This window comes from Fluoribacter gormanii, assembly GCF_900156395.1.
Classification (GTDB): Bacteria; Pseudomonadota; Gammaproteobacteria; order Legionellales; family Legionellaceae; genus Legionella; species Legionella gormanii.
Genome location: NZ_FTNL01000025.1, coordinates 1 through 26,215 on the forward strand (window position 1 = coordinate 1; position 26,215 = coordinate 26,215).

A 26,215-nucleotide genomic window follows, 5' to 3' on the forward strand; every position below is an offset into this window, starting at 1 on the left:
TCAGGTTCAGAATACAAAACAGAGAAAGGCTATTTAATGAAAAGATTAAACATTGCATTAGACCTGTTTGGAGATAAAGCCTGTGGATATGATGGACGAGTCCTTCGGACCTGCCTGTGCCCTATGGGACGTGTGAACAAAGCCATGGATAACAAAAAGACGTTACCCACAGCTATTGCTCACACTCACAGGCTTCTCGTCCACATATCCACCAGGCCCAATAGCAACTATTTATTAACTGCAACAAAACCTCTCAAAAGCAACACCTATTTTGAGGCAACGACTCAGTATATTTTTTGTCCTTCGGCAACACCTTTCATTGAGGCAATAGGAAAACAATGCATGTCCTCGTAGTCACTCTGATGTAAATTAATTTCGACTCGCTTTTTCTGTCCCTGCAACAACTGCATTAGATGGAGTGAGTGGTTGCACTTGTTCCGCTTCCAAGTATTTTTGTACAAAAGGTTGCTCCTCAACCCAAGCAAAATACTCTTCAAGAGGAATGAAATTGCTAGGTACCCGTGTTCCTTCTGTATAAGGCAGAGGCCGCAGAAAATCTGCAACTTGGGTAACACTATTAACAACACCTTTCTCATAAAGGAAACGAATTAACTGATAAAAATGCAATGTATCCGGCTTATAGTGCCCGCTGCTGTTACTAATCATCGCCACCATCCCATCTTGAACCAACCACATTCCGGCACAACGCACCCTACGCCCATTAAAAAGTGACGAATGATGGTAAACTCCTGCTTTATGCGGATGGACATGGAATAAATTGTCATTATATTTATCCCATACAAAAGCCGCACCACCAAATGCCATGCCTCTTTTATAAGCAATGTTTTTTAATCGGATTGTATTTAGGGGAAGCAATTCTGCTAAAGGATCTTTGGGAATAACTTTCAGTTTCTGATCATCTATCTTGACATGGACTTTATCTCGTAACTCATAGTCGACTGAAGTTATCCTTGTTTTATAAACCTCTCGCCAATTGTCACTTACACCTTCTAATGCTGTTGTCAGTGGATGCTCTTCTAACCACAAAAAGAAGGGAGGAGGATCTGTTTCACTGACCCACTCATAGAATGCAGTATTCATCGGATATTCGGCACGGTTTATACCCAGTTCAATATCACTATATTTAAATTCGATTGTACGATGGGCGGGATCTAAGCGTTCAATCAAAGTTGAACCAAAAAGACTTAATAAAGGGTTCTCTCCGTGTTTTTGTTCTCGTGCCTTAATTGTTTGCAACATCGCGTTCTTTGATAAGTGACGTGGTTTAACCTCTTTATAATGATTTTTTAATTTCTCTAGATAGATTGTTTTATTTTCAGCTAGTTTTTGAATCACGCTTAATGGTTCTTCCACTTTGGGTAATGTCTTCATTAATTGCGCGCTCATCTCCTTTATCTGAGAAAGTAATTCCATTCTTTTATCAAAGAACTCTAGCTTTGTTTTAGGAATTGAATGATATTTTTGCAAGGCATGGGTAAGATCAGCGAGAAATGTATTAATCTCATTTGCAGTTAATCCATTTTTTCCACATAATTTTTCCCAATCTTTGAGACTCGGGACATCGCGCCACATAAGAAAAACCACAACAAGCACAATTATTATGATAATAGACCACTTGTTGAGCATTTGGCAAATTTCTTATTGTGACACGTTGAATCAGATTTAATACTCAAAACCGTAGAGTATGAAAAATTTGAAAACTCAAGAGATAGCATAAAATTGATAATGATGAATGAAATCTCCGATAACTGATGTGCCCTTACGGGCATCTCAATCTTTAATGTTGGGACAATGAACAAAAAAGTGTATAATTCCTCTTTTTGTTATACAAATATTGATCAGTCATGAATCTTGAAAAAATATATGATGTTATTGTTGTAGGTGGTGGACATGCTGGCACAGAAGCCGCTTTAGCAGCAGCACGTATGGGAGCACAAACCTTATTACTTACTCATAACATGGATTTGCTCGGTCAAATGTCATGTAATCCTGCCATAGGCGGTATAGGAAAAGGGCATTTGGTGAAAGAAATTGATGCACTAGATGGCGCTATGGCAAAAGCCGCAGATAAGGCAGGAATTCAATTTCGTACTCTTAATGCCTCCAAGGGACCTGCAGTCCGTGCTACACGTGCGCAAGCAGATCGGGTCCTCTATCGCCAAGCAATTAGAGAACAATTGCAAACCCAGGAAAACCTGACACTGTTTCAGCAAGCGGTTGATGATTTATTAATTGAAGGGGACCGCGTAACTGCTGTTGTTACCCAAATGGGCCTGGTCTTACGAGCACGCGCCGTAGTACTGACTGTTGGTACCTTTTTGGGTGGAAAAATTCATGTAGGGATGAATCAATATGCAGGAGGTCGCGCAGGAGATCCACCTTCGGTAGCCCTGGCAAAAAGCTTACGAGATCTTGATTTACCCGTTGGCCGTTTAAAAACGGGAACACCACCAAGGATCGATCGTCGATCGTTAGATTACAGCCAAATGACAGTACAGCCAGGAGATACTCCGATACCTGTTTTTTCTTATTTAGGGCATGCCAGCGATCATCCGCAACAAGTACCTTGCCATATTACCCATACAACCGAAGCAACACACGAAATTATTCGTAATAACCTCCATCAATCACCAATGTATGCAGGCGTTATTGAAGGCGTGGGACCACGTTATTGTCCCTCTATAGAAGATAAAATTGTTCGTTTTGCTGATAAATTGTCCCATCAAATCTTTGTTGAACCTGAAGGATTAACTACAGAAGAAATCTATCCTAATGGCATTTCTACAAGTCTTCCTTTTGAGGTACAGGTGCAGTTTGTACGCACGATTAAAGGCTTTGAGAATGCTCATATCACCCGACCAGGCTATGCTATAGAATATGATTACTTTGACCCTCGTGGCTTAACTTCATTTTTACAAACCAAGCCAATCCCCAACTTGTTTTTTGCAGGTCAAATCAACGGAACAACGGGTTATGAAGAAGCGGCTGCTCAAGGAATCATTGCGGGAATGAATGCGGCCCTGCAAATACAAGACAAAGAACTTTGGTGCCCACGACGTGATGAAGCATATATTGGTGTATTGATTGATGATCTGATTACTTGCGGCACCCAAGAACCTTATAGAATGTTCACTTCGCGTGCTGAGTATCGCCTGCTTTTGCGTGAAGATAATGCAGATTTACGCTTAACTGCAAAGGGCAGAGAATTAGGCGTGGTAGGCGATGAGCGTTGGCAACATTTCGCAACAAAAAGTGAAGCAATAGAATCCACTCAAGCTCTGCTGCACCAGACTTGGGTTCGTGTGGGACATAATGAAATCTTAAAAGATATTCTGCTTAATCCGATGCAGCATGATAATAGAGCCTCCGAATTCCTGAAACGCCCGGAGATTAATTATCAGCATTTATTAATGCTCGAAGATTTAAATCTACCTGAACTGCTCCCAGAAGTGAGCGAACAAATTGAAATTCAGAATAAATATGCAGGCTATATCGACAGGCAACAACAAGACATAGAAAAAATGCGTAAACAAGAAAATACGGTGCTTCCCGAATCACTGGATTATAGCGAGGTCACAGGATTATCTAATGAAGTGATACAAAAGTTGACGAAGATAAGGCCTTCTACTTTAGCACAGGCCGGCCGTATTTCAGGTGTCACTCCTGCTGCCTTATCCCTGCTTTTGGTGCATTTGAAAAAACAGCGAATTGAGGCATGAAAGTACAAATAACGCAAATAGAATCGCAACTTAAAGAGGGTTTGCAACAATTTGATCTGGATGCACTTAGTGCATCTTTGATCGATTATTTATTCTTACTTAACAAGTGGAATTTAGCTTATAATCTCACTGCAATCCGAGATCTTGAGTCTATGGTTGGTAAACATATATTGGATAGCCTGGCAATTTTACCTTGGCTTAAAGGCAAGCACATTATAGATGTAGGAACGGGAGCCGGTTTGCCAGGTATCCCTCTTGCTATCGCCAGGCCTGATTTTAACTTCGTTTTATTAGACTCTAATGGTAAAAAAACTCGATTCTTAAACGAAGTGAAGCGGCAACTTAACTTAAAAAATGTAGAGATTGTACAATTTAGAGTCGAAAACTACCACCCAACTCAAGGTTTTGATACAGTAGTAAGTCGTGCTTTTAGTAGCCTGGAACAAATGATCCAGTGGACGCAACATCTTATTGCCGATGATGGAATTTGGTTGGCAATGAAGGGTCGTTATCCTGATTCTGAATTGAATGAGATAAAACAAAACTGCTCGGTAGAGCGTTATACTGTTACAGGTATTGAAGGCGAGCGTTGTTGCGTCATTATTAAAAATCAACCGAGAAAAAGTAGTTAACACGCTAAGAGCTGTTAACATTTCGCTAGCTTGAGCCAAAATCAGAACAGTGTGGCCAAGAGGGATGAAATGTAAACAGGTGCTGAATGTTCTCTGCTTATTCGAGTTTAACCAAGGAATAAATCATGGCAAAAGTTATAGCCATTGCCAATCAAAAAGGTGGAGTAGGCAAAACCACTACTGCGATTAATTTAGCTGCTTCTTTGGCAGCAAATCGACAACAGGTTTTACTGATTGACTTGGATCCTCAAGGCAATGCCACTATGGGAAGTGGTGTCGATAAAAGCCAATTGGTTCATACAACCAATGATGTATTACTGCATGATTGTCTTGCTGAACAAGCATGCCTTGCTACAACCAGTGGTTATGATTTAATTCCGGGCAATGATGATTTAACGGTGGCTGAAGTTAGCCTAATGGAACGCAATCACCGTGAAACCTTTTTGTATAAGGCCCTACAGCCCATTCAAAATAACTATGATTTTATCCTGATTGATTGTCCACCCGCTTTGAATACGCTGACTATAAATGCTTTTGTTGCTGCTGATTCTGTCCTTATTCCAATGCAGTGTGAATACTATGCCCTCGAGGGGTTAGCTGCCCTGCTTTCAACTATTGAGCAAGTTAAAGCATCAGTAAATCCTCGGTTACATCTTGAGGGACTGTTACGAACCATGTACGATGCGCGTAATCGATTGTGTTCTGAGGTATCTAAGCAACTCATAGAACATTTTCCAAGTAAGGTCTACAGAACCGTAATACCGCGTAATGTCAGACTTGCTGAAGCACCAAGCCACGGATTGCCAGCTTTACACTATGATAAAACATCGCCAGGTGCAGCAGCCTATATGGTACTCGCTTCCGAGTTGATTAATAAACAGACTGTAGCAGGATAAATGGGGTAACTTATGACAGTAAAACGTAGTAGTTTAGGGCGTAACTTATCCGCGTTATTAAGCCAATCGAGTAGCTCTATTCTAAATGAGAAACCGCAAGCTGAAAGTCTCAAACTCGCAGTAGACTCTCTGCAGCCTGGAAAATATCAACCGCGTGGTGAAATGGAAGAAGCACCTTTGATGGAGCTAGCTCAATCAATCAAAAAACAAGGCTTGCTACAACCTCTTTTGGTTCGCGAACTAAGTGATGGCCGTTATGAAATTATTGCAGGTGAGCGTCGTTGGCGTGCCAGCCAATTAGCAGGCCTGACAGAAGTTCCTGTTATTTTGAAGCAGGTTGATGATGAAACAGCGATGGCGATGGCCTTAGTTGAAAATTTACAGCGTGAGGATCTGAATGCTATGGATCAAGCCCGTGCCATGCATAGGCTCACTCATGAATTTTCCTTAACCCATCAACAAGTGGCCGATCTTTTGTGTAAATCAAGAGCTGCAGTAAGCAATTTCTTACGATTATTGGCTCTATCAGCTGGAGTCAAAAAGCTTTTGGAACATGGTGATCTGGACATGGGACATGCACGTGCCTTGCTCATGCTAGAAGAAGAGCAACAAAATCAGGTGGCCCAGCTAATCATTGCCAAAAATTTATCGGTACGCGAAACTGAGAAATTGGTTGAGCGAATTAAATTGGGTAAAACAGATGAGCAACAAACTCAGAGCAACCTTTCTCATGTGTACCACGATCAATTAAAAAATCTCTCTCAACATTTACAAGCTTCAATTAAACTTAAACCTGGAAAAGCAGGTAAGGGTTCATTAGTTATTCATTATAACGATGAACACAGTCTGCAGAGTATTATTGAGCAGTTAACCAGTACCTGCTAGTAAGCTCCTGTTTCTCACAAGTTGAAAATCTTGGGGAAAAGTTAGATTTGACTACTCAACCTGGGGTTTCTAAGTAACCCCAGGTTGAGTAGGGTATGTTGCTCAAGTTCATAACACTCATACAACAGCACATATTTATGAAATTTAGATGAATAAAAACCATGAGTAACAGGACGTAATTTATCAATCAATTTCATCATTCATTAAGTAAATTACCTGAAAATTAAAGATGTTTTTATAGTTTCTTCATTATCTTCCATCTTTAAAGTATTATCCGACTTTTGGAGCTCTATTAAAATAAGACCATCCGTATCTAACCCTTTCAATACCATCGAAGTAAATTGAACTTTTCCTTTTTGAATGTCAGCTAATCGATTCAAAAGTTCTTTGTACTTTGCTGGTCCCAAATTATAGAGCTTATTAGTTTGAGAGTTTTTTTCTATCGATTGAATAAAAATTTCTTCTACTGCCCATAAAGGCTTCTTCTCTTCTAAAGATTTATTCGCTGCCTGCAGACACCAAGCCAGGTAATCAAGTCTATCCCCAGCTTTATTGGGTTGAGCGAACTCCTTGTTCGTCTGATCTTTTAAACTTATCTGTATTTTCATAGTATTTCCTATTTAGCCTAACTCTACTGATATTTATCACTTATTAAAAGAGGTGCTATACATTTATATAAAAACTCAATCTGCATTTTTATTAATTATTTAGACTTATTAATTGCCTTCATTTCAAAAAAAATAATAATATGATCAATATATTATCTTAATAAAAAAAAAATGGAAGGTTCGTTCGCTGAATGTCGTGATCGGTATAAAAGGGGCCGCTTTAAAAAGAATCTCTAAGCTTGATTTGACTTGGAACCGTCGCCTTTTCGACGCTGAAAAAGTTTATAAAGAGACTTGATAATTGCAGTGATAGTGTAATTAACATAAATAAAACCGCTAACAATCAAGCCATTGTTATTTACTTGCTTCCAAATACAAAAGAAGTTCAATATTTATACTACAATTAAATCATAAGCTGGTTATATTGCTTGGAGACTGCAATGTTAATTCAGCCTGTTCAACCTGTTAATGTGCTAATTAAGATTGGCGAGAGTGAATATATAGGCCAATTACTTAGCTTGTCCGAAGAAAAGCTGGAATTAAAATGTGAAGAATATATTGAAAAGGACATCGAAGTTGCTTTTTTTGCTAAACATTTTCGCGGCCAAGCGATTATCGAAGAAATTCAATTTGCCCGCTCGTTTTTCACCTATCAATTAACAATTCAAGAAATTCAATTTCAGCCTGGTTTGTTAATTAATACGCGTTTATAAAGTTACTACAGAACCTCTTAAAAGTGCTCTAAGGAACGATCTGAACTATGAGTGGAGTAGTCCCGGGCTTCACTGTGCTGAACCCGGGCTCTCATTTTCGATGTACTTATAACCAATAAACAAAAACAAACAAGAACAACCAGACCACGTCTACAAAGTGCCAATACCACGCAACGCCTTCAAAAGCAAAGTGACGTTCAGGAGTAAAATGCCCTAATTTACAACGAACAGCGATAACAATTAGCATAATTGTACCCAAAGTCACGTGTAAACCATGAAATCCAGTTAACATGAAAAATGTCGTTCCATAAATGCCAGCAGATAAAGTTAGATTCATCTCAGTATATGCTTCATGATATTCGTAGCTTTGTAGAATCAAGAATATCAATCCTAACAAAATAGTTAAAACCATGCCGGTAATTAGTTGCTTTTGCTTTCTTAATTTTAAAGCCCAATGTGCCCAGGTAATAGTGACTCCAGAGGTCAATAAAATCAGTGTATTGACTGCTGCTAGACCCCAAGCTCCCATTCCTTCATGGGCTCCGGCAAATACTTTGTTATTTGGGTTAACTAATATTGGCCAGTTTGAACTGAAATCAGGCCATAATGTAAAGTGTGTAATTGGGTGTACTTCACCGCCCAAAAGAGGCACAGACCAGAGTCGGCTGTAGAACAAAGCACCAAAAAATGCACCGAAGAAACAAACCTCTGAAAAGATAAACCAGCACATTCCCCAACGAAATGATCTATCAACTTGTTCGTCATAGACTCCTTTTGAGTTTTCATAAATCACTTGGCCAAACCAACCAAATAACATAAAAATCATGAGTCCTAGACCAATTGCGAATATGTAGGGCCCATACCAATCATGATGAAGCCAAGATGCAGCGCCAACAAGAGTAGTAGTTAACCCACATGATGCAACTAAAGGCCAATGGCTTGGTTTAGGGACATAATAAGTACCATGTGCTCCCATTCTATTTTTATCTCCTGTATTAATAGGGCCTATTTAGAATTCGCTAGATTGTGCCTTAGGGCTTTGTTCTTAAGCATCAAAGCTAAAAAATCAAAGTCTTAAGACCAAGTTAGTAGAATCATAAACAGGCATTAATCTGTTTTTGACACACTCTCTATAACCGGAAGAGTGCAACCTGCTAAAATTGCCAAACCTGCATGTCTACCCTGCGAGTATTGCGCATCTGCATACAATCCGTATTGCCAGGTTTATACTAACCCTTATCAGTTACATCAAATAAAGTATAAGACAAAGTAACTGTATGCACTTTTTCGGGTAAATCGGTATCCAGATGAAATAATAAAGGCATATTCATTGCCTCGTGTCCATTTAATGTTTGCCGGGTAAAACAAAAGCACTCCGTTTTTTTCAGATACTTAGCAGCAATTCCTGGTGTAACACTAGGTATTGCCTGTACTGTCATCGGATGATCTGTTTTATTCTCAGCATAAAAAGCAAGTTTTGCTATTTCGCCGGGATGTACCGTTATTTTTCTGGTTTTGGGATAAAATGCCCAAGGGACTCCACTGTTATTTGTCGCAACAAACTCTACAGTTATTTCTCTTTTTTTGTCGACTTTCGCTTTGGCTGCATCATAAGCTACTGCCTCAGGATTTGTTTTTCCATTAATACCCAGAGACTTACATAAGCTATTGTAAATAGGTACTAATGCAAATCCGAAGGCAAACATCCCCAGCACAAGACCCGATAGAATAACGATCAGCCTGTGGTGCCCTTTTTGATTTTTCATACAACAAACCTATAAATCTAGTTTGGGCGGAGTTGTAAAAGAATGATATGGAGGTGGCGAGGGTAATGTCCACTCTAATCCATAAGCTCCTTCCCATGCTCTTCCAGCAGCAATATCTTTTTTCGTACCTTTTTTCCTTACAGTAGCTATCACGTTATACAAAAATAGAAGTTGTGTAAAACCAAAGATAAAAGCACCAATTGAAGAGATCATATTAAAATTAGTGAATTGTAATGCATAATCCGGAATTCTTCTTGGCATACCCGCCAATCCTAAGAAATGCATTGGGAAGAAAGCAATATTTACAGAGATAACAGATAACCAAAAATGCCATTTACCCAGTAATTCATTATACATGTGCCCAGTCCACTTCGGCAGCCAATAATATGTAGCAGAAAACAGGGCAAAAACCACACCTGGAACCAAGACATAATGGAAATGAGCGACCACAAAGTAACTATCTTGGTATTGAAAATCTGCAGGTACCAATGCCAGCATAAGGCCTGTAAATCCACCTATAGTAAATAGAAATACAAAAGCTAACGCAAATAACATTGGGGTTTCAAAAGTCATGGAACCTCGAAACATAGTGCTTACCCAGTTAAATACTTTAATACCTGTTGGAACAGCAATCAGCATTGTGGTGTACATAAAGAACAATTCTGCACCCAATGGTATCCCTGATGTAAACATATGGTGCGCCCAAACAATAAATGACAAGATTGCAATACTTACTGTTGCATAGACCATAAAATAATAACCGAACAATGGCTTACGGCTAAAAGTCGGAATAACTTCAGATATCACACCAAAAGCGGGTAATACGAGAACATATACTTCAGGATGACCAAAAAACCAGAATACGTGTTGGAAAAGTATGGGATCTCCACCACCCGCTGCATCGAAAAAGCTGGTGCCAAAATGACGGTCAGCCAACATCATGGTTACTGCTCCAGCCAATACAGGCATAATCGCGATCAGCAAAAACGCGGTAATTAACCAAGTCCATACGAACATCGGCATTTTCATCAGTGTCATACCAGGAGCACGTAAATTTAGGATCGTCGCAATAATATTAATCGAGCCCATAATGGATGAAACCCCCATCATATGGATCGAAAAGATCATAAAATCAGTACTGGGAGGTGCATATTTGGTAGATAAAGGAGCATACATGGTCCAACCAAAGTTAGGACCTCCACCTGCATGAAATGTTGTTGAAAGCAATAATACAAAGGCAAAAGGTAAAATCCAAAAACTCCAGTTGTTTAATCGCGGCAAAGCCATATCTGGAGCACCAATCATCATTGGAATTTGCCAGTTTGCCATTCCAGTAAAAGCAGGCATCACCACACCAAACAGCATGATTAAACCATGCAATGTTGTCATTTGGTTGAAGAAATTTGGATCAACAAAACGATGCCCTGGTTGAAATAACTCAGCTCGAATAACTAAGGCCATGCCACCAGCCAAAAAGAAGCTTATCATTGCAAGCCACAGATAAAGGGAACCGATATCTTTATGGTTTGTAGTAAACAACCAACGTTTTATAAAACCTAAGACGCCTCTACCCTGTTCTGGACCATGATCATCATGTTTTTCATCGTGCGCTAATGTATAACTACTCATTGCAAACCTCCAGCTTGAACTTTATTAACCATGGTTGGTTGTTGATTAGCCTTTTGACGTTGCGCAGCAACTTCCTCGGCTTGAATTATATCATTTGTATTATTATCCCAAGCATTACGTTCATAAGTCGCTATTGCAGCAATTTCTTCATCACTAAGTTGATCTTTATACGGTTGCATTGCAGAACCAGCAACACCGTTTAGGATTATATCCAAGTGCCGTGAAATAGGATGACCTGTTGCTACCGAACTCCGCTTGAGTGCAGGATACATTGGTGGGATACCTTTTCCATCAGGCTGATGGCATGCAGAACAAAATTGGTCGTATTTTTGTTTTCCAAGTAAAAGTAATTCATCTCGCGTCATCGATTTCTGAGTTGCAACATTAACTTCTTCTTTAGCATACTGATCTTCTACTTTTGTTTGCGCTGCGACCCATTTATCAAAATCGTCCTGACTGACCGCTTCAACAACTATAGGCATAAATCCATGATTAACCCCGCAAAGCTCCGCACATTGACCTCGATATGTTCCAGGCTTTTCGATTGTCGCCCATGCTTCATACATGAAACCAGGTATCGCATCGCGTTTAATGCCTAATTCTGGAACCCACCATGAGTGCACAACATCATTTGAAGTGACAAGAAAGCGGATTTTCTTATTAATAGGAACAACCATTGGTTTATCGACTTCTAGTAAATACCACTCACTCTTTTTCTGCTTGTTTTGAATTTGTTCAAACGGTGTGGATAAAGTACTAAAAAAGCTAATTCCCTGATCAAGATATTCATACTGCCATCGCCATTGGTAGCCTACTACTTTTATAGTTACTTCAGATTGATTAGTATCATCCATGCGGATTAAAACTCGAGTAGCCGGTACTGCGAGCCCAACAAGAATCAAGAAAGGAATAATCGACCAGACAATTTCTAATCGAGGATTATCATGAAATTTTGCGGCTTTATATCCTTTAGACTTTCTGTGATGAATCATGGAATAGATCATCACACCGAAGACAACGACCCCGATTATGGCACAAACAGCCATACAAACCATATGCAGGTAGTATACGTCTTTGCTGATAGGGGTCACCCCTTTGTGCATATTTAACTGCCAAAAATCCGCAGCAGCGAATAGTGGTCGGCTCGCAACCCAGGCACCTAGCATCGTTAATAATCTACAGATCTTTAACCTGTTTAACATCCCCATTCCTCGTCTTGTCAAGAAAGCCAGTTTATGCTGACTCCAATTTAGTTTTATATATTTTTAATTTGGTCTCCCCTACGATTATGTAGGGGTTCTTGTTCAGCAATACGACACTACCACAATGAGTAATTTCCTTCAGTTTTAGATTTACTCACTATATATTTAACTGCTTCGATTACTTCATTCGTGGTGCATTGATTACAGCCTCCGTTTTTCGGATGATCTTTCCCATGAACGGTGTTTTCAATCAATACATCCATATTTTTTGCAATCAAAGATTTCCACGCCTCTTGATCGCCGATTTTAGGCGCACCTTGTTTTCCATCATTATGGCAAGCAGCGCAATGTTCGTTATAAACAGTTTCCCCACTTACAGGGAATTTTGCCGCGCCGCCTGACTTGAGATTTAACAATTGTGTGCGAGTTAATGACTCATTCAATATGTAATCAATAGCAGAAATGATGTCGTTATCAGAGCAGGTCACACAGGCGCCTTTTATAGGCATGAAGTTATATCCATCAATGGCATGGCTATATAATCCTGTTAATCCGCTGCTCTTCAATCGCTCATACCAGCTCGCAGAACTTCCCAGCAAAGGAGCACTCATTGCGCCATCTTGATGGCAAATCACACAAGCGGTGAAATACACTTGCTTTCCACGCTCCAGTGATGGTGGATCATTTGAAGCAGGTAACCCTAGGGGTTCTTCACTTACAACTGTTTTAAGGTATGTAGCAATAGCCATTCTATCTGCATCGGTTAAATACATCAGGCTGTTATGGTTTACTTCTGCCATAGGACCGGCTACGGGACCTGCATTATTGAGAAGCTTATTGAATTTGAATACATCGGTGACTTCTTGATGGGTTCCTGATTCCAATCCATACTTAGTAATGTTTGGCGCCCAATAGCCATCAATAAATCCACCGGTGAGATAATACTTATTCTTTGGTGCACCAAAAGGATTTAATGGCGTATGGCACATACTGCAATGACCTAAACTATCAACAATATATTTCCCCCGATTCCATTCAGAAGATCTGCCTTTTTCATATTGAAATCCATGCCCTTCAGGGAAAAAGAATAATAAATTCCAGCCCCAAAGTGTAAAGCGTGAACCTGGAACGTTAAATGGGAAAGGTAATGATTTGTTGGGTAAATTAACAGGAGGCAAGCTCATGAAATAAGCATACAGAGCACGTGCATCTTCATCCGTTATTTTAGAAAAATAGATATAGGGGAATACTGGGAAATAGTTTCTACCTTTAGGATCCCGACCTTCTTTAAGCGCACGAATGAAATCTTTTTCAGTCCAGTTACCAATTCCAGTTTCTTTATCCGGAGTAATATTAGGGCTATAAAATGTTCCAAAAGGGGTTTCTATAGGTAATCCGCCCGCATAAGCAGGTGTGCCTGCTTTAACATTTGTATGACAGGAAATGCAATCCCCCATCTTTGACAAATATTCTCCTCGCTGAATTAAATTCTGTTGCTCACCGGTAGCTGGGGCAGTCGGTGGATAAGCAGGATAATATCCATCAATAATTGATAATTTCTCTTGTGCAGGTTCATTTTCTGCATGTAATAATTGACCTGCCAGGCCAAGCACCGCCACAGTTACGGTGACGATTAGCTTTCTCAGTAACAAAGAGCCCACGCTCCCTCCTATTTGTTCTTATTTTGTACGCTTCTCTTGCGGAGACAGAATAATCGACGCATTTTATACTCCACAATGCATAAGTTGCAATGTTATAATCGCTATCTTTCATTATTTTTATATTGTGATTATGTTTGTTTATCTTAACGGCTTACTTTTAGGCTTGTCACTAATTATTGCCTTAGGGCCGCAAAACATTTTTTTGATTAAACAAGGTGCACAAAAAAATCACGCAATGCTCTCCGCAGTTATTTGTTTTATCTGTGATTTTATTCTAATTTGCTCCAGTATTACAGGCTTACATGAATTGCTCTTGCTTCGTCCTGTTCTGCAAATCTGGATGATGCTCTTAGGCACTGCGTTCTTACTTTTTTATTCTGCAAAAACACTATCCAGTGCGCTTTCAAAATCAACAGAGACCGAAGAAAATACACATCATCAACCACGTAACAGGACTCAAATCATTCTCTTGGCTTTAGGTTTTAGCATACTTAATCCACATGCAATTATTGATTCTTTAGTAATTATTGGTGGCGGCAGCAGCGGATATCCCGATCAAGAACATATTTTTCTGTTGGGTGTACTTACCTCAAGCTTGATTTGGTTTAGCTCATTAACCTTCACTGCGCGATATTTTTCCGATGTTCTGACAAAAGCTAACGTATGGAAAGGAATCGAATTGCTCAGTGGTTTATTGATGGGTTTTATAGGTATTAAACTCGGCACAGATTGTTTAAGTTTAATTTCAGAATTAATTGGTAAATCGATTTAATAGAAAGGGCCAATCAGTGTGTCGCCAATTGACCCAGTGGAATGACACATAGCAAGTCCAACCTCGCAAGGTGAATATCTCATAACCACTTATCCATGTCAACCAGGTAATGGACATCCCCACCCTCCCCATTGTTGTTCGAACCCACTTCAGTTAAACTCAATATTTTACCAATACTGAGCAGTGCATGTTTTACGGCGACACCATCCAAGAAACTAGGCAAATGTTTTTTTCCAGCTGGGAAAAATTCCAACAAAAAAAGCTATTGTCCCCTTTAGAAAATCAGATTGTTCAAGTGATATTGGCTCATCCGGAATATCATAAAATGCTTGAAAACCAAGATAAATTTGAACAACAATCGTATTTTCCTGAGTCCGGACAACCCAATCCCTTCCTGCACATGGGACTTCATCTAGCGATTCGAGAACAAATCGCTACCGACCGCCCAGCCGGCATTAGTGCAATCTTTAAGAATTTAATCAACAAATACAATGACTCATTAACAGTAGAGCATTTAATGATGGAGCAATTGGCTGAGTGCTTGTGGCTCTCACAAAAAAATAATATCCCTCCTGATGAACATCAATATCTGCAAATATTAGCTAACCTTTGAGTTATTTTTTTAAGTGAAAAAGAAGGTCACGGTGCGTCCACTTTCACAAGTGGAACTTTATCCCCACCTACCATGCATAACGATTATCATACTTGTATCCCAAACGGCTTAATTGATCAAATAAAGATCAGGTGGTAGAATACGCATTTTACACGTTGAGGATATTTATGACTAATATTGTCTTGTTTGATATGGACGACACTTTAAGCTCAGAGAATGGGTTGGGGGATCATAACAGAGTTTTATTTTTTCCAGATTCAACCAAAAAGGTTTTCGCTGATCTGCAGAAGCGTGGCGACCAAATTATTATTTGCTCTAAATATGCTACGAAGTTCGAAATTGAATCTGCTTTGACAAAAGCAAAAATTGATTATGCAAATATTATAATTTTAGGTGAACACAAGAAGCCAAAAGTAGAAACTGCTAATGAATATAAAAATCATAAAAGGGCTAAAAACATTATTATCGTTGAAGATAGCACCTCTATTGACGACAGTGAACATGACGTTGTGCATATCCAAGTGCCCTATAAAACGGATCACACAGCTCCCCCATCAGACGCTTATTTAAAAGTAGCATTACTCCCGGAGGAGCAGCTATTTGCGATAAAGCCTATTGTGAAAAAAATTAAGCAAAACCAAGACCATCATGGTCAAATAAATAGTAAAGCTCTATCTAATTACTACGAGGCAATAGTAAAACTAATGGAATATAGAGATAAGCGGAAAAATGATTATCGCGAGTTCTATACTAACTGGGCGTGCTGGTTTGGCGGTGAAGCTCGTTCAAAAAAAGCAAAACTTAAGGCCGTTGATAGCATTCTTGATTCGTTAAACGATGGTACCTTCGACATCAAAAATATTCCCGAGGCAGCAAAAAATGGAGAGTTGGCTTCTATTGTAAACTCCATGAAAGTTGCTGAAATTGCCAAGACCGCACTATCTTCTGTGCAAATCTAAGCTAAGCTCTAAAATTGCTTTTTACACCGCAATCTTAAGAAGTTAAAAGCATAAATAGCCCCTTTATACCCTCACCCCTCTTCCCTGAATGGCCGTCAGAGCGGATGAGGGTGTTTTAGTTGAACATCTAATCTAATCCACTCCCCCCATCAACACCTCAGAGGAACTTACTTTATGCATTAAATCATCCTGTGGCTCCACTTGATATTCTAGGATATCTCCAGGCTGACACTTTAGATAAGAGCAAATTGCCTCTAATGTAGCAAAACGTATCGCCTTAGCCTTGCCATTTTTTAAAATAGACAAATTTGCTTCAGTAATCCCTATTGCCTCTGCCAACTCTTTAAGCCTGCATTTGCGTTTTGCCATCATCACATCCAAATTAACAATAATCGACACGAGAATATTCCTTAAATTGTTAATTGCGTTTCAGATTTCAATTGATGTGCTTCTTGGACAATCCAGGAGGCAACCAAAATAATAAAAGCAGTGATTAAAGTAGATAAATTGGCTGAGTTCAAGGTAATGCTGGCAATACGCTCACCTTTAGGATGATTAAAGGTAAGCGCGGCAGTCATTAAAGGTTGATAAAATAGCTGCACCAACTCCCCCAAAATCATATAAATACTTACTTGCTTAATTAATTTGATGTTTTCCTCTTCAAATAAATGCCCGTTTTCAAAAAGCCCGAATAGTTTGGCTAATTTATGGCAGATCAAGATAGTAATGGTCATTGGTATCCATTCAATTGCCAACAGGATACCTCGATGCAACCAAGAAAAATGGGATGGATCATGAATTTGTTTCGTGGAAATCAAAGAAGACCAAGCACCGATAGAACACATCCAATCGAATTTAAATAAAATCAAAACTGTTGTTGTTAATGGAATAAGCCAACAAAGGCCACGAAAAAGTAAATAAAGAACATGGCTTGTATTTTTTATTTTTTGCATGATAAATATCCTTTAGTGATAATTCGCTAAGACTACACCAATAATTATTGTTTAACAATAAATTTATATTTAATTATAGATATTATTTATTGATTAATAAGTTAATGAAAATTAATAATTCAATCACAATCAAATACCATGACATAAAATTTATAAATTCCTATCCTGACTGAGTCCACATTGAAAATGTATCTATGCAGGGCTGGGTATCTTGGCAAAGATCAGTTAATATGGGGCATTAAATAACAAATCCGTGTTCCCTGATGACTGAGCAAGAAAAAAAAACCCATTTTGGTTACTCTACTGTAGGCTGGGATGAGAAAGAACAGAAAGTAGCTGAAGTTTTTCATTCCGTGGCAAAAAACTATGATTTGATGAATGATTTAATGTCTTTAGGCATCCATCACCTGTGGAAGCGCTACACTGTAGGTCATAGCCAGGTACGTCCCGGACAATTTGTCTTGGATTTAGCAGGTGGCAGTGGCGACTTAACACGTTTGTTATGTAAAAAAGTCGGTGATACTGGCCGAGTTGTTCTCGCTGATATTAATTCAGCCATGCTAAATGTAGGACGTGATCGTTTATTAGATGAAGGCTTGTATAAGAATATTGATTACGTACAAGGTAACGCTCAATGCCTTCCTTTTGCTGATAATAGTTTTCATTGTATTACTATGGGGTTTGGCTTAAGAAATGTAACCGACAAGGAAGAAGCACTTCGTTCGATGTATCGTGTGTGCAAACCCGGCGGAAAAGTGATGATTCTTGAATTTTCAACACCCACATTCCCTGGCTTAAAACCTATTTATGACTGGTATTCGTTTAATATTTTACCTAAAATAGGGGGGCTTATTGCGCAAGACAAAGCCAGTTACCAATACCTTGCTGAATCCATTCGCATGCATCCCAATCAAACCAAACTAAAAGAAATGATTGAGAATGCAGGATTCGAAGACTGTCACTATGATAATCTCAGTGGTGGTATCGTTGCCTTGCACATTGCCTATAAATATTGAGTGCATTATGTTAAAAAAATACTCCTTAAAAGCTCTCCAAATAGCCATAAACAAAGCTGCTAAACTGGATGAACAGATGCCAGCCAGGCTGAACGCTTTTGATAATAAAACCCTTGAAATAATTATCAGCCCTTTAAACGTTAATTTTTTCATTCATTTTAAAGATGGAGAGATTGTCTTACTGGATTGCTACGATAGAGAAGCAGACACGGTAATTCACAGTAACCCTTTAGGTTTAATCCGCTTGAGTTTATTACCAGCATCAAAGGCCCGCTCTTTGTTTAATGATAAAATTCGCATGACGGGAGATACTGAATTAGGTCAACAAGTAAAAAAACTGTTTGACGAGATGGATATTGATTGGGAGGGACATCTCGCCCATTTTACTGGTGATGTCGTTGCCCATCAAATTGGTTCTTTTGTACGCAAGGGAATGGCATTCAAAAAGAAACTGGATGAATCCTTGCAGCAAAATGTATCGGAATATCTGCAAGAAGAATTACGAGTCATGCCGACAAAATATGAACTGGAAGATTTTTTTGCTGAAGTCGACGAGTTATCTTTAAGCGTTGAACGCTTGCAAGCTCATGTTAATCAACTAATAAGCCGCTATGAAATCAATTAAAAAGCTCATCCGTCTTATTCATATTAATTACATTCTGGCCAAAAACGGACTAGACAATGTAGTCGTGTCATTGAGATTATTTGCACCGTTACGCTTCATTGTTTATTTAAATCCATGGAATTGGTTTCGTAAGGAACCGTTAACGCATGGCGAAGCGCTTCGTAAGTCATTGGAAGAATTGGGGCCTATTTTTATTAAATTCGGTCAAGCACTGTCTACTCGTCCTGACATTCTGCCCATGGATATAGCGATTGAACTTAGCAAACTACAAGATAAAGTCCCGCCATTTCCTAGTGAGCAGGCGATGACTATTATTGAAAGAGCTTATGGTTTGTCTCCATATGAGGTTTTTGCTGAATTTGATTCGATACCTTTGGCATCGGCCTCTATGGCGCAAGTGCATGCAGCCACTTTGAAAACAGGCGAAGAAGTGATTGTCAAAGTGCTTAGACCTAACATGCGACGCATTATTGAGCAAGACTTGAGCATTATGCATACTATTGCAAAATGGGCAGATCGCTATTGGCCTGAGATTAGACGTTTAAAACCAAAAGAAATTGTAACAGAATTTGAACATACCTTAATTGATGAGCTTGATCTATTAAGAGAAGCTGCTAATGCAGCTCAATTAAGACGTAATTTTGAGCATTCTCCTATCTTGTATATTCCAGAAATCTATTGGGATTATTCACGCTCCAATGTGATGGTGCTCGAACGAATTCATGGTATCCCTGTATCCGATCTCAAAAGCCTGCAAGCACATGGAGTTGATATAAAGAAACTGGCTGAGCGCGGGGTAGAAATTTTCTTTACCCAAGTATTCCGTGATTGTTTTTTTCATGCAGACATGCATCCAGGAAATATTTTTGTTTCTTATAACAATCCCAAAGACCCACAATATATCTGCATTGACTTTGGCATTATGGGTACATTAAATGACAATGACAAACGTTATTTAGCAGAAAATCTCTTGGCCTTTTTTAATCGAGATTACCGGCGGGTAGCCGAGCTGCATGTTGAATCCGGTTGGGTTGCACGTAATACCCGTGTTGATGAATTTGAAAGTGCTATTCGAACTGTATGTGAGCCTATTTTTGAAAAACCTTTAAAAGACATCTCTTTTGCACAAGTGGTATTGCGTCTTTTTCAGGTTGCTCGCCGTTTTCATATGGAAGTACAACCGCAACTGATTTTATTGCAAAAAACGCTTCTTGCGGTAGAAGGCTTAGGACGCCAACTCTATCCTGACCTGGATTTATGGGCTACAGCCAAACCTTTTCTTGAAAAATGGCTCAGGGATCAAATAGGACCTAAAGCTTTTTTCACCCAATTAAAACGAAATCTGCCTTTTCTTGCGGAGCAATTGCCGCATATGCCGAAACTGCTCTTTGATTTTCTAGAGCTTAAAAAAGAAGAATTAATAATAAATAAAGAACGTGCTAATGCTCAGCCTGAAAATGAAAAACCAGCAGTCCATTGGAACAGTATTGCAATCGGCGCTGGACTTTCTTTACTGTTAGTAAGCCTGCTTGACTATTTGCATCTTATCCATCACAAACAGCTCACTCCTCTTGCCCTTACGGGAGCTATTTTGACAGGACTGTTTGTACTTATTAACCATAACACGAGGAACTAAACATGGGATTAAGTGGAATCAGCCCTCTTTCTTTATTGTTAATTCTAGTCATTATTATTGCTCTTTTTGGTACTTCCAAATTAAAAACTATAGGCACAGATCTTGGTGAAGCGATTAGAAATTTCCGCAATGCTTTGAATGATAATCAAACCAATGAGCCCCCCAAAGAGGATAACAAACCCTCATGAGCAGCGGCGAACTTCTGGTCATTTTTATTGTTGCCTTCATTGTATTTGGCCCCAAAAAACTCCCTATGCTGGCGACTCATTTAGGATTATTGGTAAAAACGTTTAACCAGCTTAAAATGCAGGCTGCTATGCTCTGGCAACAACAACTTAATGCGCTGCAATTACAAGAAAATCAGCGCAAAGCAAAAGAAGCCGACGAGCAATATAAAAAAGAACCGTTGCCTTAAGCTTTAGTTTTACTGAAGCCTCGCCCCCATTTCCTCCTGGGGCTCACCTTTTGCAGGCAGGGTAAAACCATCGAAATCAGGAAGATCGTTCATCGCTTCTTTATTAGGCGTCAAAGAACCCCCTGTATATTCTTTGGGACCATCTTTGCTTGTTTGGTATAGCTTCCCATCGCCATTTGAATAGGCAATAACTTTATTGGTTTCCGCATCGATCATAATAAAGCTTTGTCCTGATTTTGCCTGCTTTTCAAAAAATGAAGCCATATCTTCATCTGATTTAAAAGATAAACTCAATCGACCGTTTTCATCCCTCTCAGGTGGATGATCTTTGAACCATTTGGCCCCACAATGTTCTTTATAGGCTGCCAGCAGCGCTTCAGCTTGTTCGCTTTGAATACGAACGCTCTTTTTTTTGCTCGCCAGCTCTTCTTCTTCAGCCGTTCTTAAAGCTTCTACTTGTGTCGATGTTTGCACAGTTTGTTGCGGGGGAACTAATGGAATGTCTTCTTCGTCTTTTGGTGGAGACATAATACATTTCCTCTAAAATATAGTTATTTGCACACGAAGCTCATTATGTATAAGTATAACTCAGCTTTTAAGCTTTGATTGTTTCCCTAACGAATTTGTTATTTAGCTTTGCAAAGTTTAAGCTGATGGGCTAATTACCTCCAATAGCATTGAGAGGAAGGGTTTCTTACTCTCAAATTTTATGGTTCAAATTTTACAATATTCTTATTATTTAAGTCCTGCCACAGTACTTCTGCAACCGGTCCTCTGGCTGGTTTTTGTAATCGAATCGCGGCTAAAGTAATTAATCGTCTATCGAAATGATGCCCTTGTAAACACTCTAACCGGCCATCAGCTAACTCTTGGGTAATCAGATGCAACGGCAATCTACCCCAGCCAAGACCCGCAACGATTATATCTTTCTTAGCCGTTACATCACTTACTGTCCATCGGCGTCCGTGTTCAATAACACCAAATGAAAAATCAGATTGTGATGAATCACGCAGAATTACTTGCATGCATTCAGAAAGTGTATCTAAATCACCTAATTGCGCATTGTAATATTGGATAAATTCAGGAGACGCAACTGCGACCAGAAACTCCGAACGAAGCGGAATCACCTCGACTGCCTTATTTGTGATTAAATTTTCGCTAATAATCAAATCAGCCTGATTTCGCAATAACCGCTCACAAGCGCCTCCAATTGATTCAGAGAGAAAATGAAATTGGGTATTGGGGAATGAATAAATCCAATGCCTCAGAAGATTTTTCAGGCTTGATAAAGGAAAAAATACATCAATGGCAATCGTAATATCACTTTCTGCCTCAGACTGCAGTTGTTCTGCAAATTGGCTGATATTCTTCCAATGACCAATTAAAGACTGAGCCCGACGATATAATTTTTCTCCTTCTGTTGTGAGTACCGGTCGGTAATGATTGCGATCAAACAATACCAAATTTAACTGTTCTTCCAATTTCTTAATTGATGATGTGATCGCCGGCTGACTTTTAAATAAGACCCGTGCTGCAGCATTGAATCCGCCGCAATCGACTACTACAACAAAAACCCGTAGCACATCAAAATCAATATCCATAATTATTTTTTATTAAGTTTATCAAAACTTAATATTATCAATTTATATAGATTTTACCTAATCTGTTTACTCCAATGGAATGTGGAAACGTTTACCTAGGTGCAGAGAAAGGAGTCGGGTATGAATAGAAAAAACGTTCTTATCCCAGGTTCCACTTCACTGCCATCTGGTTACATTTAAGGAAAACAATTTGGAGGGTAAAGTATGTCCATAAATACGGTACAAAAAACAACAACTGCGCTTTTAGACGTATTGCTCAATCAAAGACGAATTAGTGAGTTAGCCGAGACAAAGTGCACCGGAATTTTATGTTCTGAATGCATTCGTCATCCGCAAGAAAAAATTCAACAGGCAGTAAGGGAGCAACGACCCCTAACGCTGATTCTTCCTGCGTTCCCTGCAAAATCAGCCAATAGGCAGAAAACGCTTTCAGAAAAGCCTGATCGAGGTGAAATCATTAGCTTGAGCAACCTGAATCAAATCTGTCATACCATGCAAGAAATTTATCCTGTTGGTATTAAGTTAATCATTTGTTCTGATGGTCGCGTATTTAACGATTTGGTTTTGGTAAGCGATCTTCATGTAGATGTCTACCAAAAAGGGATTCAACAAATCATCGAAGATTATCAACTAACTCATCTATCAACGTTTTCACTTGATGAGTTATATCCCTGCCATAACTATCAGATTATGCGTGAATTATTAATGATCGAGTTTGGCCAAACTTTAGATGAACTAAAACAACATATAGCAACTGATCCGAGCACTCGCTATCAATTTAATGGTATTCACCGTTTTATTACGGAGGATCAATTTGCTTTAAAACCACAACAAACAAAAAGCAAAACACGGCAGGAAGCGAAACGAATTGCTTATGAAGTAATGCGCCGATCCAATGCCTGGTCACGATTATTAGCTAATTATTTCCCACAATCCGTTCGGTTGTCGATACACCCTCAACCTTGTGGCTCAGAGAAAATAGGAATTCACTTTCTTCCCACATCGAATCGGTGGGGCACGCCTTGGCATAATGTTTTACTTAAAAACGCCGATGGTTGGCAGCTCATAAAAAGACGAGAAGCCGAACAATTGGGAGCACGATTAAACAATGATCATTATGTATTGGAGGCCTGTTGATGAGTAATGTTAAACAATTTGTCCCATATCTGCTCCATGCAGATCATCATCGCAATCTGACTGAGCTATCGTTGGAAATGCTCTTAAACCTGACAACTCAGCATAAAATCGTCCTTCTACGTGGTTTCAATCTTCTGGAACGTGATGATTTGCTCCATTATTGCCAAAAGCAAGCCCAATTGCTTTCATGGGATTTTGGCCCGGTAATGGAAATGAAAGTTGATCAAAAACCCAAAAACTATCTATTTACAGAGGGAGATGTCCCATTGCATTGGGACGGGGCTTTTCATCAAGAACCTCGTTTTCTGCTTTTTCATTGCCTGCAAGCGCCTCGTCCTGGAAGTGGTGGCGAAACCCTATTTGTAAACACAGAAACGGTTTGGCAGAGTGCAAGCGACGCACAAAAAAAGGAATGGCACCTCTACTCCCTCGGCTTTCATACCGAGAAATTGGCACATTATGGAGGGACAATTACTCGTACTTTAATCAACACTCATCCAGACACACAAGAGGTTATCTTACGATTTGCTGAACCAGTAGGCGAAGACTATTTGAATCCCGTACACGTTAAAATAATTGGTAAAAATAAGGATGAATCAGATGCAATTTTATCCGCTTTATGCGAGAGCATGCGGGCTCCTCAACATCTATATCAACACCAATGGCAACAAGGTGATTTTTTACTTGCCGATAATTTTTCACTCCTACATGGTCGCAATGCCATTCATCGTCATAGCCCAAGACATTTAAGAAGGATCCAAATATTATGAAGCCCTATACTTTAATGCAATTAAAGCAAACTACTACTCCGGAACAATTCAGCAATCATTTACGAGAAATGGGTGAATTGTTTTGGTGGGAACCCGGTAAATTTTTCGTGATTACTTCCTATAAATTGGCCAAGCAGATCCTCACAAGCGAGGATTTTACTTGCGACCGCTCACCTTTTTTTATTTCACGCATGCCCGAGATGAATTTGTCGTTAATTACTGATTTTTTTAAAGTGGTCAGCCAGATGATGGTGATGAGTGATGCACCAGAACATACCTCTCGAAGACGAATTTGTTATCATGGATTTAGCAACAACTTTTTGGAACAACTAAAACCATTAATTCAAAAAACAATATCAAACTGTCTGGCTGAGTTTACTGCAGAGCAACCTTTTGATTTTGTTACTGGACTTGCTCAAATCATCCCCTCGGTAACGCTTGCGGAATTGTTTGCAATTCCAGATAGTGAACGTCTTGATTTTTATCATTGGTCCAATAATATGACTCAATTTTTTGGTGGCTCAACCAGCTATAGAGATGATGATGGTGTTAAGGTAAATCATAGTGCCAAACAACTGTATCGTTACTTTTCTAATTTAATTGTCCATCGTCGACAAAAACCAGGACACGATTTTTTGAGTATCTTACTAGAGCATCAAGCCCATTTTGGGTTAACGGATGATGAAATTATTTCTCAAGCCATTATGATGCTGGTTGCAGGGCAAGTAACAACAACCGATCAGCTGTGTAATAATTTATTCATTTTGCTCAATGAACCAGGGCTTTGGCAACAAGTAAGGAATAATCTCAATCTACTCGATGGGTATATTGAGGAATGCAATCGCCTAGATCCCGCAGTAACTTTTATTTTCCGGGTCACTAAAAATGAAACGATGCTTGGCGATCAGTTGATTGAAAAAGGCAAGGTGATCTTCATATCAACACACGCAATTAATCGTGATCCACATTATTTTAAAGACCCAGGAACCATAAACCTCGAGGAAAAGCAAGCTCAGCATTTCAGCTACGGCTACGGCAGTCATTTTTGTCTTGGTGCAAAGTTGGCACGCATTGAGATGCACAGTATTTTTAAAGCCCTGTTGACACAATTTCCCTCGTTGTGTCTTGATGCAAGTATACCGGCTCAAAGAAAACATCATAGTTTATCTTTTTCAGGATTTGAACATATGCATTTAAATACTCACTAAGATGCTTGTAATCCATTTCCCTTTGTCATCTCCGCGAATGCGGAGATCCTTTTTTAGAGTGGCTCAGTGCTGCATGTAAAAAAATTACCGCGTTCACGGGGATGACAAAAACTGATGATCAAGGACACTGGCTTTGATGGTTTTTGGATATCGTATTTTAATTGGCATACTCTATGACATGTACATTCTTGCGTTACTTATTTTTCCATTACAATCTAATTGTTTGCATTTGCTTTCTTGGCAATGGCTATGAAAAAGCGGAACTCAGTAAAGTCTCTATTTTTGTGCGGCTAATTTTTGCAAATGCTCGCCCGATAAACGAAATTGTAACAAATCCGTACGCGGATGAGCCCCGATAAATTCGTAGAATTCAATGGCTTTTTTATTCCAGGTAAACGCATGCCCTTCCATGCGACAACATTCCTTCTCAAGTGCCAACTGTGCAAGATGAGATAACAATGACGTACCCAGGCCATAATTCCGATAAAGCTCATCAACAAAAAGCTCCTCAACATAAAGAACAGGTGCACCTGATGGGGCGGAATAAGAGAAATAATATAAAGCAAAACCGGCTGGATTTTTCTTATATTCAGCTAATAAAACATAGAAATATTTATTGCGGCCAAAAGCATGCGATTCAATTTTGTCCAAGGTCAAATGAATCTCTTCCGGTTTCTTTCTTTCATATTCAGCGAGCTTCTTGATTAGACCAAAAATTTGTTCTTTATCTTTTTTCTTAGCAATTCGAAAAGTAAATTCCATATTCGTACCCCTACAC

The 26,215-nt window shown here is 39.2% G+C and carries 29 protein-coding genes; 17 read left to right on the plus strand and 12 right to left on the minus strand.

Annotated elements, in window-relative coordinates:
- Positions 1 to 354, plus strand: a 354-nt coding sequence (locus BW930_RS13995) for a hypothetical protein (protein WP_217697074.1), incomplete at its 5' end; no start/stop codon positions are given.
- Between the two features lie 15 nt (positions 355 to 369).
- On the opposite strand, the gene BW930_RS14000 is transcribed toward BW930_RS13995, so the two are convergent.
- Positions 370 to 1,593: a hypothetical protein gene (locus BW930_RS14000; RefSeq protein WP_058468559.1), complete on the minus strand. Its 1,224-nt coding sequence runs from the start codon at positions 1,591 to 1,593 to the stop codon at positions 370 to 372.
- A gap of 272 nt (positions 1,594 to 1,865) precedes the next feature.
- Between BW930_RS14000 and mnmG the strand changes: the two genes are divergently transcribed.
- The 4 genes from mnmG to BW930_RS14020 all read left to right on the plus strand — a co-directional run bounded on the left by mnmG (position 1,866) and on the right by BW930_RS14020 (position 6,153).
- On the plus strand, positions 1,866 to 3,740 hold the full coding sequence (gene mnmG / locus BW930_RS14005; RefSeq protein WP_058468560.1) for a tRNA uridine-5-carboxymethylaminomethyl(34) synthesis enzyme MnmG: 1,875 nt from the start codon (positions 1,866 to 1,868) through the stop codon (positions 3,738 to 3,740).
- Complete coding sequence (gene rsmG, locus BW930_RS14010; RefSeq protein WP_058468561.1) at positions 3,737 to 4,372, plus strand: 16S rRNA (guanine(527)-N(7))-methyltransferase RsmG; 636 nt, start codon at positions 3,737 to 3,739, stop codon at positions 4,370 to 4,372. The genes mnmG and rsmG overlap by 4 nt, the downstream gene beginning before the upstream one ends.
- Positions 4,373 to 4,497: 125 nt before the next feature.
- Positions 4,498 to 5,268, plus strand: a complete 771-nt coding sequence (locus tag BW930_RS14015) for a ParA family protein (protein ID WP_058468562.1) — start codon at positions 4,498 to 4,500, stop codon at positions 5,266 to 5,268.
- Between the two features lie 12 nt (positions 5,269 to 5,280).
- Entirely contained in the window at positions 5,281 to 6,153 is an 873-nt protein-coding gene (locus BW930_RS14020; protein ID WP_058468563.1) for a ParB/RepB/Spo0J family partition protein, read from the plus strand.
- A 212-nt stretch (positions 6,154 to 6,365) separates the two neighbouring features.
- Here BW930_RS14020 and BW930_RS14025 read toward each other — a convergent pair whose 3' ends face one another.
- Positions 6,366 to 6,761 (minus strand): hypothetical protein, encoded by a 396-nt coding sequence (locus tag BW930_RS14025; RefSeq protein ID WP_058468564.1) that lies wholly within the window; start codon positions 6,759 to 6,761, stop codon positions 6,366 to 6,368.
- Positions 6,762 to 7,201: 440 nt separating this feature from the next.
- On the opposite strand from BW930_RS14025, the gene BW930_RS14030 reads away from it, so the two are divergent.
- Positions 7,202 to 7,474, plus strand: a complete 273-nt coding sequence (locus BW930_RS14030) for a hypothetical protein (RefSeq protein WP_058468565.1) — start codon at positions 7,202 to 7,204, stop codon at positions 7,472 to 7,474.
- 106 nt (positions 7,475 to 7,580) lie between these two features.
- Here the strand turns inward: BW930_RS14030 and BW930_RS14035 are convergent, their stop codons facing one another.
- From BW930_RS14035 to BW930_RS14055, 5 genes are all read right to left on the minus strand, one after another.
- Positions 7,581 to 8,450 carry a cytochrome c oxidase subunit 3 gene (locus tag BW930_RS14035; RefSeq protein ID WP_058468566.1) on the minus strand — a complete coding sequence of 290 codons (870 nt, stop codon included), beginning with the start codon at positions 8,448 to 8,450 and terminating at the stop codon, positions 7,581 to 7,583.
- 253 nt (positions 8,451 to 8,703) lie between these two features.
- Positions 8,704 to 9,240, minus strand: coding sequence for a cytochrome c oxidase assembly protein (locus tag BW930_RS14040; protein WP_058468567.1), 537 nt, complete (start codon positions 9,238 to 9,240; stop codon positions 8,704 to 8,706).
- A 9-nt stretch (positions 9,241 to 9,249) separates the two neighbouring features.
- Positions 9,250 to 10,869, minus strand: coding sequence for a cytochrome c oxidase subunit I (ctaD, locus tag BW930_RS14045; RefSeq protein WP_058468568.1), 1,620 nt, complete (start codon positions 10,867 to 10,869; stop codon positions 9,250 to 9,252).
- Positions 10,866 to 12,071, minus strand: a complete 1,206-nt coding sequence (gene coxB, locus BW930_RS14050; RefSeq protein WP_058468569.1) for a cytochrome c oxidase subunit II — start codon at positions 12,069 to 12,071, stop codon at positions 10,866 to 10,868. Before coxB ends, ctaD begins: the two co-directional genes overlap by 4 nt.
- 116 nt (positions 12,072 to 12,187) lie before the next feature.
- Positions 12,188 to 13,732 carry a c-type cytochrome gene (locus BW930_RS14055; protein WP_058468570.1) on the minus strand — a complete coding sequence of 515 codons (1,545 nt, stop codon included), beginning with the start codon at positions 13,730 to 13,732 and terminating at the stop codon, positions 12,188 to 12,190.
- A 130-nt stretch (positions 13,733 to 13,862) separates the two neighbouring features.
- On the opposite strand from BW930_RS14055, the gene BW930_RS14060 reads away from it, so the two are divergent.
- The 3 genes from BW930_RS14060 (at position 13,863) to BW930_RS14070 (ending at position 16,076) form a co-directional block, all read left to right on the plus strand.
- A complete protein-coding gene (locus BW930_RS14060; protein ID WP_058468571.1) occupies positions 13,863 to 14,504 on the plus strand; it encodes a LysE/ArgO family amino acid transporter in 642 nt (213 codons plus the stop codon).
- Between the two features lie 187 nt (positions 14,505 to 14,691).
- Positions 14,692 to 15,117 carry a DUF1841 family protein gene (locus BW930_RS14065; protein WP_058468572.1) on the plus strand — a complete coding sequence of 142 codons (426 nt, stop codon included), beginning with the start codon at positions 14,692 to 14,694 and terminating at the stop codon, positions 15,115 to 15,117.
- A 167-nt stretch (positions 15,118 to 15,284) separates the two neighbouring features.
- The gene (locus BW930_RS14070; protein ID WP_058468573.1) at positions 15,285 to 16,076 is read left to right on the plus strand and encodes an HAD family hydrolase; all 792 of its coding nucleotides are present in this window, start codon (positions 15,285 to 15,287) and stop codon (positions 16,074 to 16,076) included.
- 132 nt (positions 16,077 to 16,208) lie between these two features.
- On the opposite strand, the gene BW930_RS14075 is transcribed toward BW930_RS14070, so the two are convergent.
- Positions 16,209 to 16,475 carry a helix-turn-helix domain-containing protein gene (locus BW930_RS14075; RefSeq protein WP_058468574.1) on the minus strand — a complete coding sequence of 89 codons (267 nt, stop codon included), beginning with the start codon at positions 16,473 to 16,475 and terminating at the stop codon, positions 16,209 to 16,211.
- Between the two features lie 11 nt (positions 16,476 to 16,486).
- A complete protein-coding gene (locus BW930_RS14080; protein ID WP_058468575.1) occupies positions 16,487 to 17,029 on the minus strand; it encodes a DUF2975 domain-containing protein in 543 nt (180 codons plus the stop codon).
- Between the two features lie 263 nt (positions 17,030 to 17,292).
- Between BW930_RS14080 and ubiE the strand changes: the two genes are divergently transcribed.
- The 5 genes from ubiE to BW930_RS14105 are packed head-to-tail and all read left to right on the plus strand — an operon-like array spanning position 17,293 to position 20,721.
- Entirely contained in the window at positions 17,293 to 18,045 is a 753-nt protein-coding gene (ubiE, locus tag BW930_RS14085; RefSeq protein ID WP_058468576.1) for a bifunctional demethylmenaquinone methyltransferase/2-methoxy-6-polyprenyl-1,4-benzoquinol methylase UbiE, read from the plus strand.
- 7 nt (positions 18,046 to 18,052) lie between these two features.
- Complete coding sequence (locus tag BW930_RS14090) at positions 18,053 to 18,670, plus strand: ubiquinone biosynthesis accessory factor UbiJ (RefSeq protein WP_058468577.1); 618 nt, start codon at positions 18,053 to 18,055, stop codon at positions 18,668 to 18,670.
- A complete protein-coding gene (ubiB, locus tag BW930_RS14095; protein ID WP_058468578.1) occupies positions 18,657 to 20,306 on the plus strand; it encodes a ubiquinone biosynthesis regulatory protein kinase UbiB in 1,650 nt (549 codons plus the stop codon). Before BW930_RS14090 ends, ubiB begins: the two co-directional genes overlap by 14 nt.
- A gap of 2 nt (positions 20,307 to 20,308) precedes the next feature.
- Positions 20,309 to 20,494 carry a twin-arginine translocase TatA/TatE family subunit gene (tatA, locus tag BW930_RS14100; RefSeq protein WP_058468579.1) on the plus strand — a complete coding sequence of 62 codons (186 nt, stop codon included), beginning with the start codon at positions 20,309 to 20,311 and terminating at the stop codon, positions 20,492 to 20,494.
- Positions 20,491 to 20,721 (plus strand): Sec-independent protein translocase subunit TatA/TatB, encoded by a 231-nt coding sequence (locus tag BW930_RS14105; RefSeq protein ID WP_058468580.1) that lies wholly within the window; start codon positions 20,491 to 20,493, stop codon positions 20,719 to 20,721. Before tatA ends, BW930_RS14105 begins: the two co-directional genes overlap by 4 nt.
- Positions 20,722 to 20,730: 9 nt before the next feature.
- Here BW930_RS14105 and BW930_RS14110 read toward each other — a convergent pair whose 3' ends face one another.
- Complete coding sequence (locus tag BW930_RS14110; protein ID WP_058468581.1) at positions 20,731 to 21,249, minus strand: hypothetical protein; 519 nt, start codon at positions 21,247 to 21,249, stop codon at positions 20,731 to 20,733.
- 179 nt (positions 21,250 to 21,428) lie between these two features.
- On the minus strand, positions 21,429 to 22,322 hold the full coding sequence (locus tag BW930_RS14115) for a LysR family transcriptional regulator (protein ID WP_058468582.1): 894 nt from the start codon (positions 22,320 to 22,322) through the stop codon (positions 21,429 to 21,431).
- Between the two features lie 204 nt (positions 22,323 to 22,526).
- Here BW930_RS14115 and BW930_RS14120 point away from each other — a divergent pair, with 204 nt between their 5' ends.
- The 3 genes from BW930_RS14120 to BW930_RS14130 are packed head-to-tail and all read left to right on the plus strand — an operon-like array spanning position 22,527 to position 25,437.
- Positions 22,527 to 23,459 carry an isocyanide synthase family protein gene (locus tag BW930_RS14120; protein WP_076547575.1) on the plus strand — a complete coding sequence of 311 codons (933 nt, stop codon included), beginning with the start codon at positions 22,527 to 22,529 and terminating at the stop codon, positions 23,457 to 23,459.
- Positions 23,459 to 24,229, plus strand: a complete 771-nt coding sequence (locus BW930_RS14125) for a TauD/TfdA dioxygenase family protein (protein ID WP_058468583.1) — start codon at positions 23,459 to 23,461, stop codon at positions 24,227 to 24,229. Before BW930_RS14120 ends, BW930_RS14125 begins: the two co-directional genes overlap by 1 nt.
- Entirely contained in the window at positions 24,226 to 25,437 is a 1,212-nt protein-coding gene (locus tag BW930_RS14130) for a cytochrome P450 (protein ID WP_058468584.1), read from the plus strand. The genes BW930_RS14125 and BW930_RS14130 overlap by 4 nt, the downstream gene beginning before the upstream one ends.
- Positions 25,438 to 25,713: 276 nt before the next feature.
- Here the strand turns inward: BW930_RS14130 and BW930_RS14135 are convergent, their stop codons facing one another.
- Positions 25,714 to 26,199, minus strand: coding sequence for a GNAT family N-acetyltransferase (locus tag BW930_RS14135; RefSeq protein WP_058468585.1), 486 nt, complete (start codon positions 26,197 to 26,199; stop codon positions 25,714 to 25,716).
- Positions 26,200 to 26,215: the final 16 nt, after the last annotated feature.

Excerpts from the sequence above, each read along its gene's own strand:
- BW930_RS14000 (WP_058468559.1), bottom strand. The coding sequence starts at position 1,593 with ATGTGGCGCGATGTCCCGAGTCTCAAAGATTGGGAAAAATTATGTGGA.
- mnmG (WP_058468560.1), top strand. The coding sequence starts at position 1,866 with ATGAATCTTGAAAAAATATATGATGTTATTGTTGTAGGTGGTGGACAT.
- rsmG (WP_058468561.1), top strand. The coding sequence starts at position 3,737 with ATGAAAGTACAAATAACGCAAATAGAATCGCAACTTAAAGAGGGTTTG.
- BW930_RS14015 (WP_058468562.1), top strand. The coding sequence starts at position 4,498 with ATGGCAAAAGTTATAGCCATTGCCAATCAAAAAGGTGGAGTAGGCAAA.
- BW930_RS14020 (WP_058468563.1), top strand. The coding sequence starts at position 5,281 with ATGACAGTAAAACGTAGTAGTTTAGGGCGTAACTTATCCGCGTTATTA.
- BW930_RS14025 (WP_058468564.1), bottom strand. The coding sequence starts at position 6,761 with ATGAAAATACAGATAAGTTTAAAAGATCAGACGAACAAGGAGTTCGCT.
- BW930_RS14030 (WP_058468565.1), top strand. The coding sequence starts at position 7,202 with ATGTTAATTCAGCCTGTTCAACCTGTTAATGTGCTAATTAAGATTGGC.
- BW930_RS14035 (WP_058468566.1), bottom strand. The coding sequence starts at position 8,450 with ATGGGAGCACATGGTACTTATTATGTCCCTAAACCAAGCCATTGGCCT.
- BW930_RS14040 (WP_058468567.1), bottom strand. The coding sequence starts at position 9,240 with ATGAAAAATCAAAAAGGGCACCACAGGCTGATCGTTATTCTATCGGGT.
- ctaD (WP_058468568.1), bottom strand. The coding sequence starts at position 10,869 with ATGAGTAGTTATACATTAGCGCACGATGAAAAACATGATGATCATGGT.
- coxB (WP_058468569.1), bottom strand. The coding sequence starts at position 12,071 with ATGTTAAACAGGTTAAAGATCTGTAGATTATTAACGATGCTAGGTGCC.
- BW930_RS14060 (WP_058468571.1), top strand. The coding sequence starts at position 13,863 with ATGTTTGTTTATCTTAACGGCTTACTTTTAGGCTTGTCACTAATTATT.
- BW930_RS14065 (WP_058468572.1), top strand. The coding sequence starts at position 14,692 with ATGTTTTACGGCGACACCATCCAAGAAACTAGGCAAATGTTTTTTTCC.
- BW930_RS14070 (WP_058468573.1), top strand. The coding sequence starts at position 15,285 with ATGACTAATATTGTCTTGTTTGATATGGACGACACTTTAAGCTCAGAG.
- BW930_RS14080 (WP_058468575.1), bottom strand. The coding sequence starts at position 17,029 with ATGCAAAAAATAAAAAATACAAGCCATGTTCTTTATTTACTTTTTCGT.
- ubiE (WP_058468576.1), top strand. The coding sequence starts at position 17,293 with ATGACTGAGCAAGAAAAAAAAACCCATTTTGGTTACTCTACTGTAGGC.
- BW930_RS14090 (WP_058468577.1), top strand. The coding sequence starts at position 18,053 with ATGTTAAAAAAATACTCCTTAAAAGCTCTCCAAATAGCCATAAACAAA.
- ubiB (WP_058468578.1), top strand. The coding sequence starts at position 18,657 with ATGAAATCAATTAAAAAGCTCATCCGTCTTATTCATATTAATTACATT.
- tatA (WP_058468579.1), top strand. The coding sequence starts at position 20,309 with ATGGGATTAAGTGGAATCAGCCCTCTTTCTTTATTGTTAATTCTAGTC.
- BW930_RS14105 (WP_058468580.1), top strand. The coding sequence starts at position 20,491 with ATGAGCAGCGGCGAACTTCTGGTCATTTTTATTGTTGCCTTCATTGTA.
- BW930_RS14110 (WP_058468581.1), bottom strand. The coding sequence starts at position 21,249 with ATGTCTCCACCAAAAGACGAAGAAGACATTCCATTAGTTCCCCCGCAA.
- BW930_RS14115 (WP_058468582.1), bottom strand. The coding sequence starts at position 22,322 with ATGGATATTGATTTTGATGTGCTACGGGTTTTTGTTGTAGTAGTCGAT.
- BW930_RS14120 (WP_076547575.1), top strand. The coding sequence starts at position 22,527 with ATGTCCATAAATACGGTACAAAAAACAACAACTGCGCTTTTAGACGTA.
- BW930_RS14125 (WP_058468583.1), top strand. The coding sequence starts at position 23,459 with ATGAGTAATGTTAAACAATTTGTCCCATATCTGCTCCATGCAGATCAT.
- BW930_RS14130 (WP_058468584.1), top strand. The coding sequence starts at position 24,226 with ATGAAGCCCTATACTTTAATGCAATTAAAGCAAACTACTACTCCGGAA.
- BW930_RS14135 (WP_058468585.1), bottom strand. The coding sequence starts at position 26,199 with ATGGAATTTACTTTTCGAATTGCTAAGAAAAAAGATAAAGAACAAATT.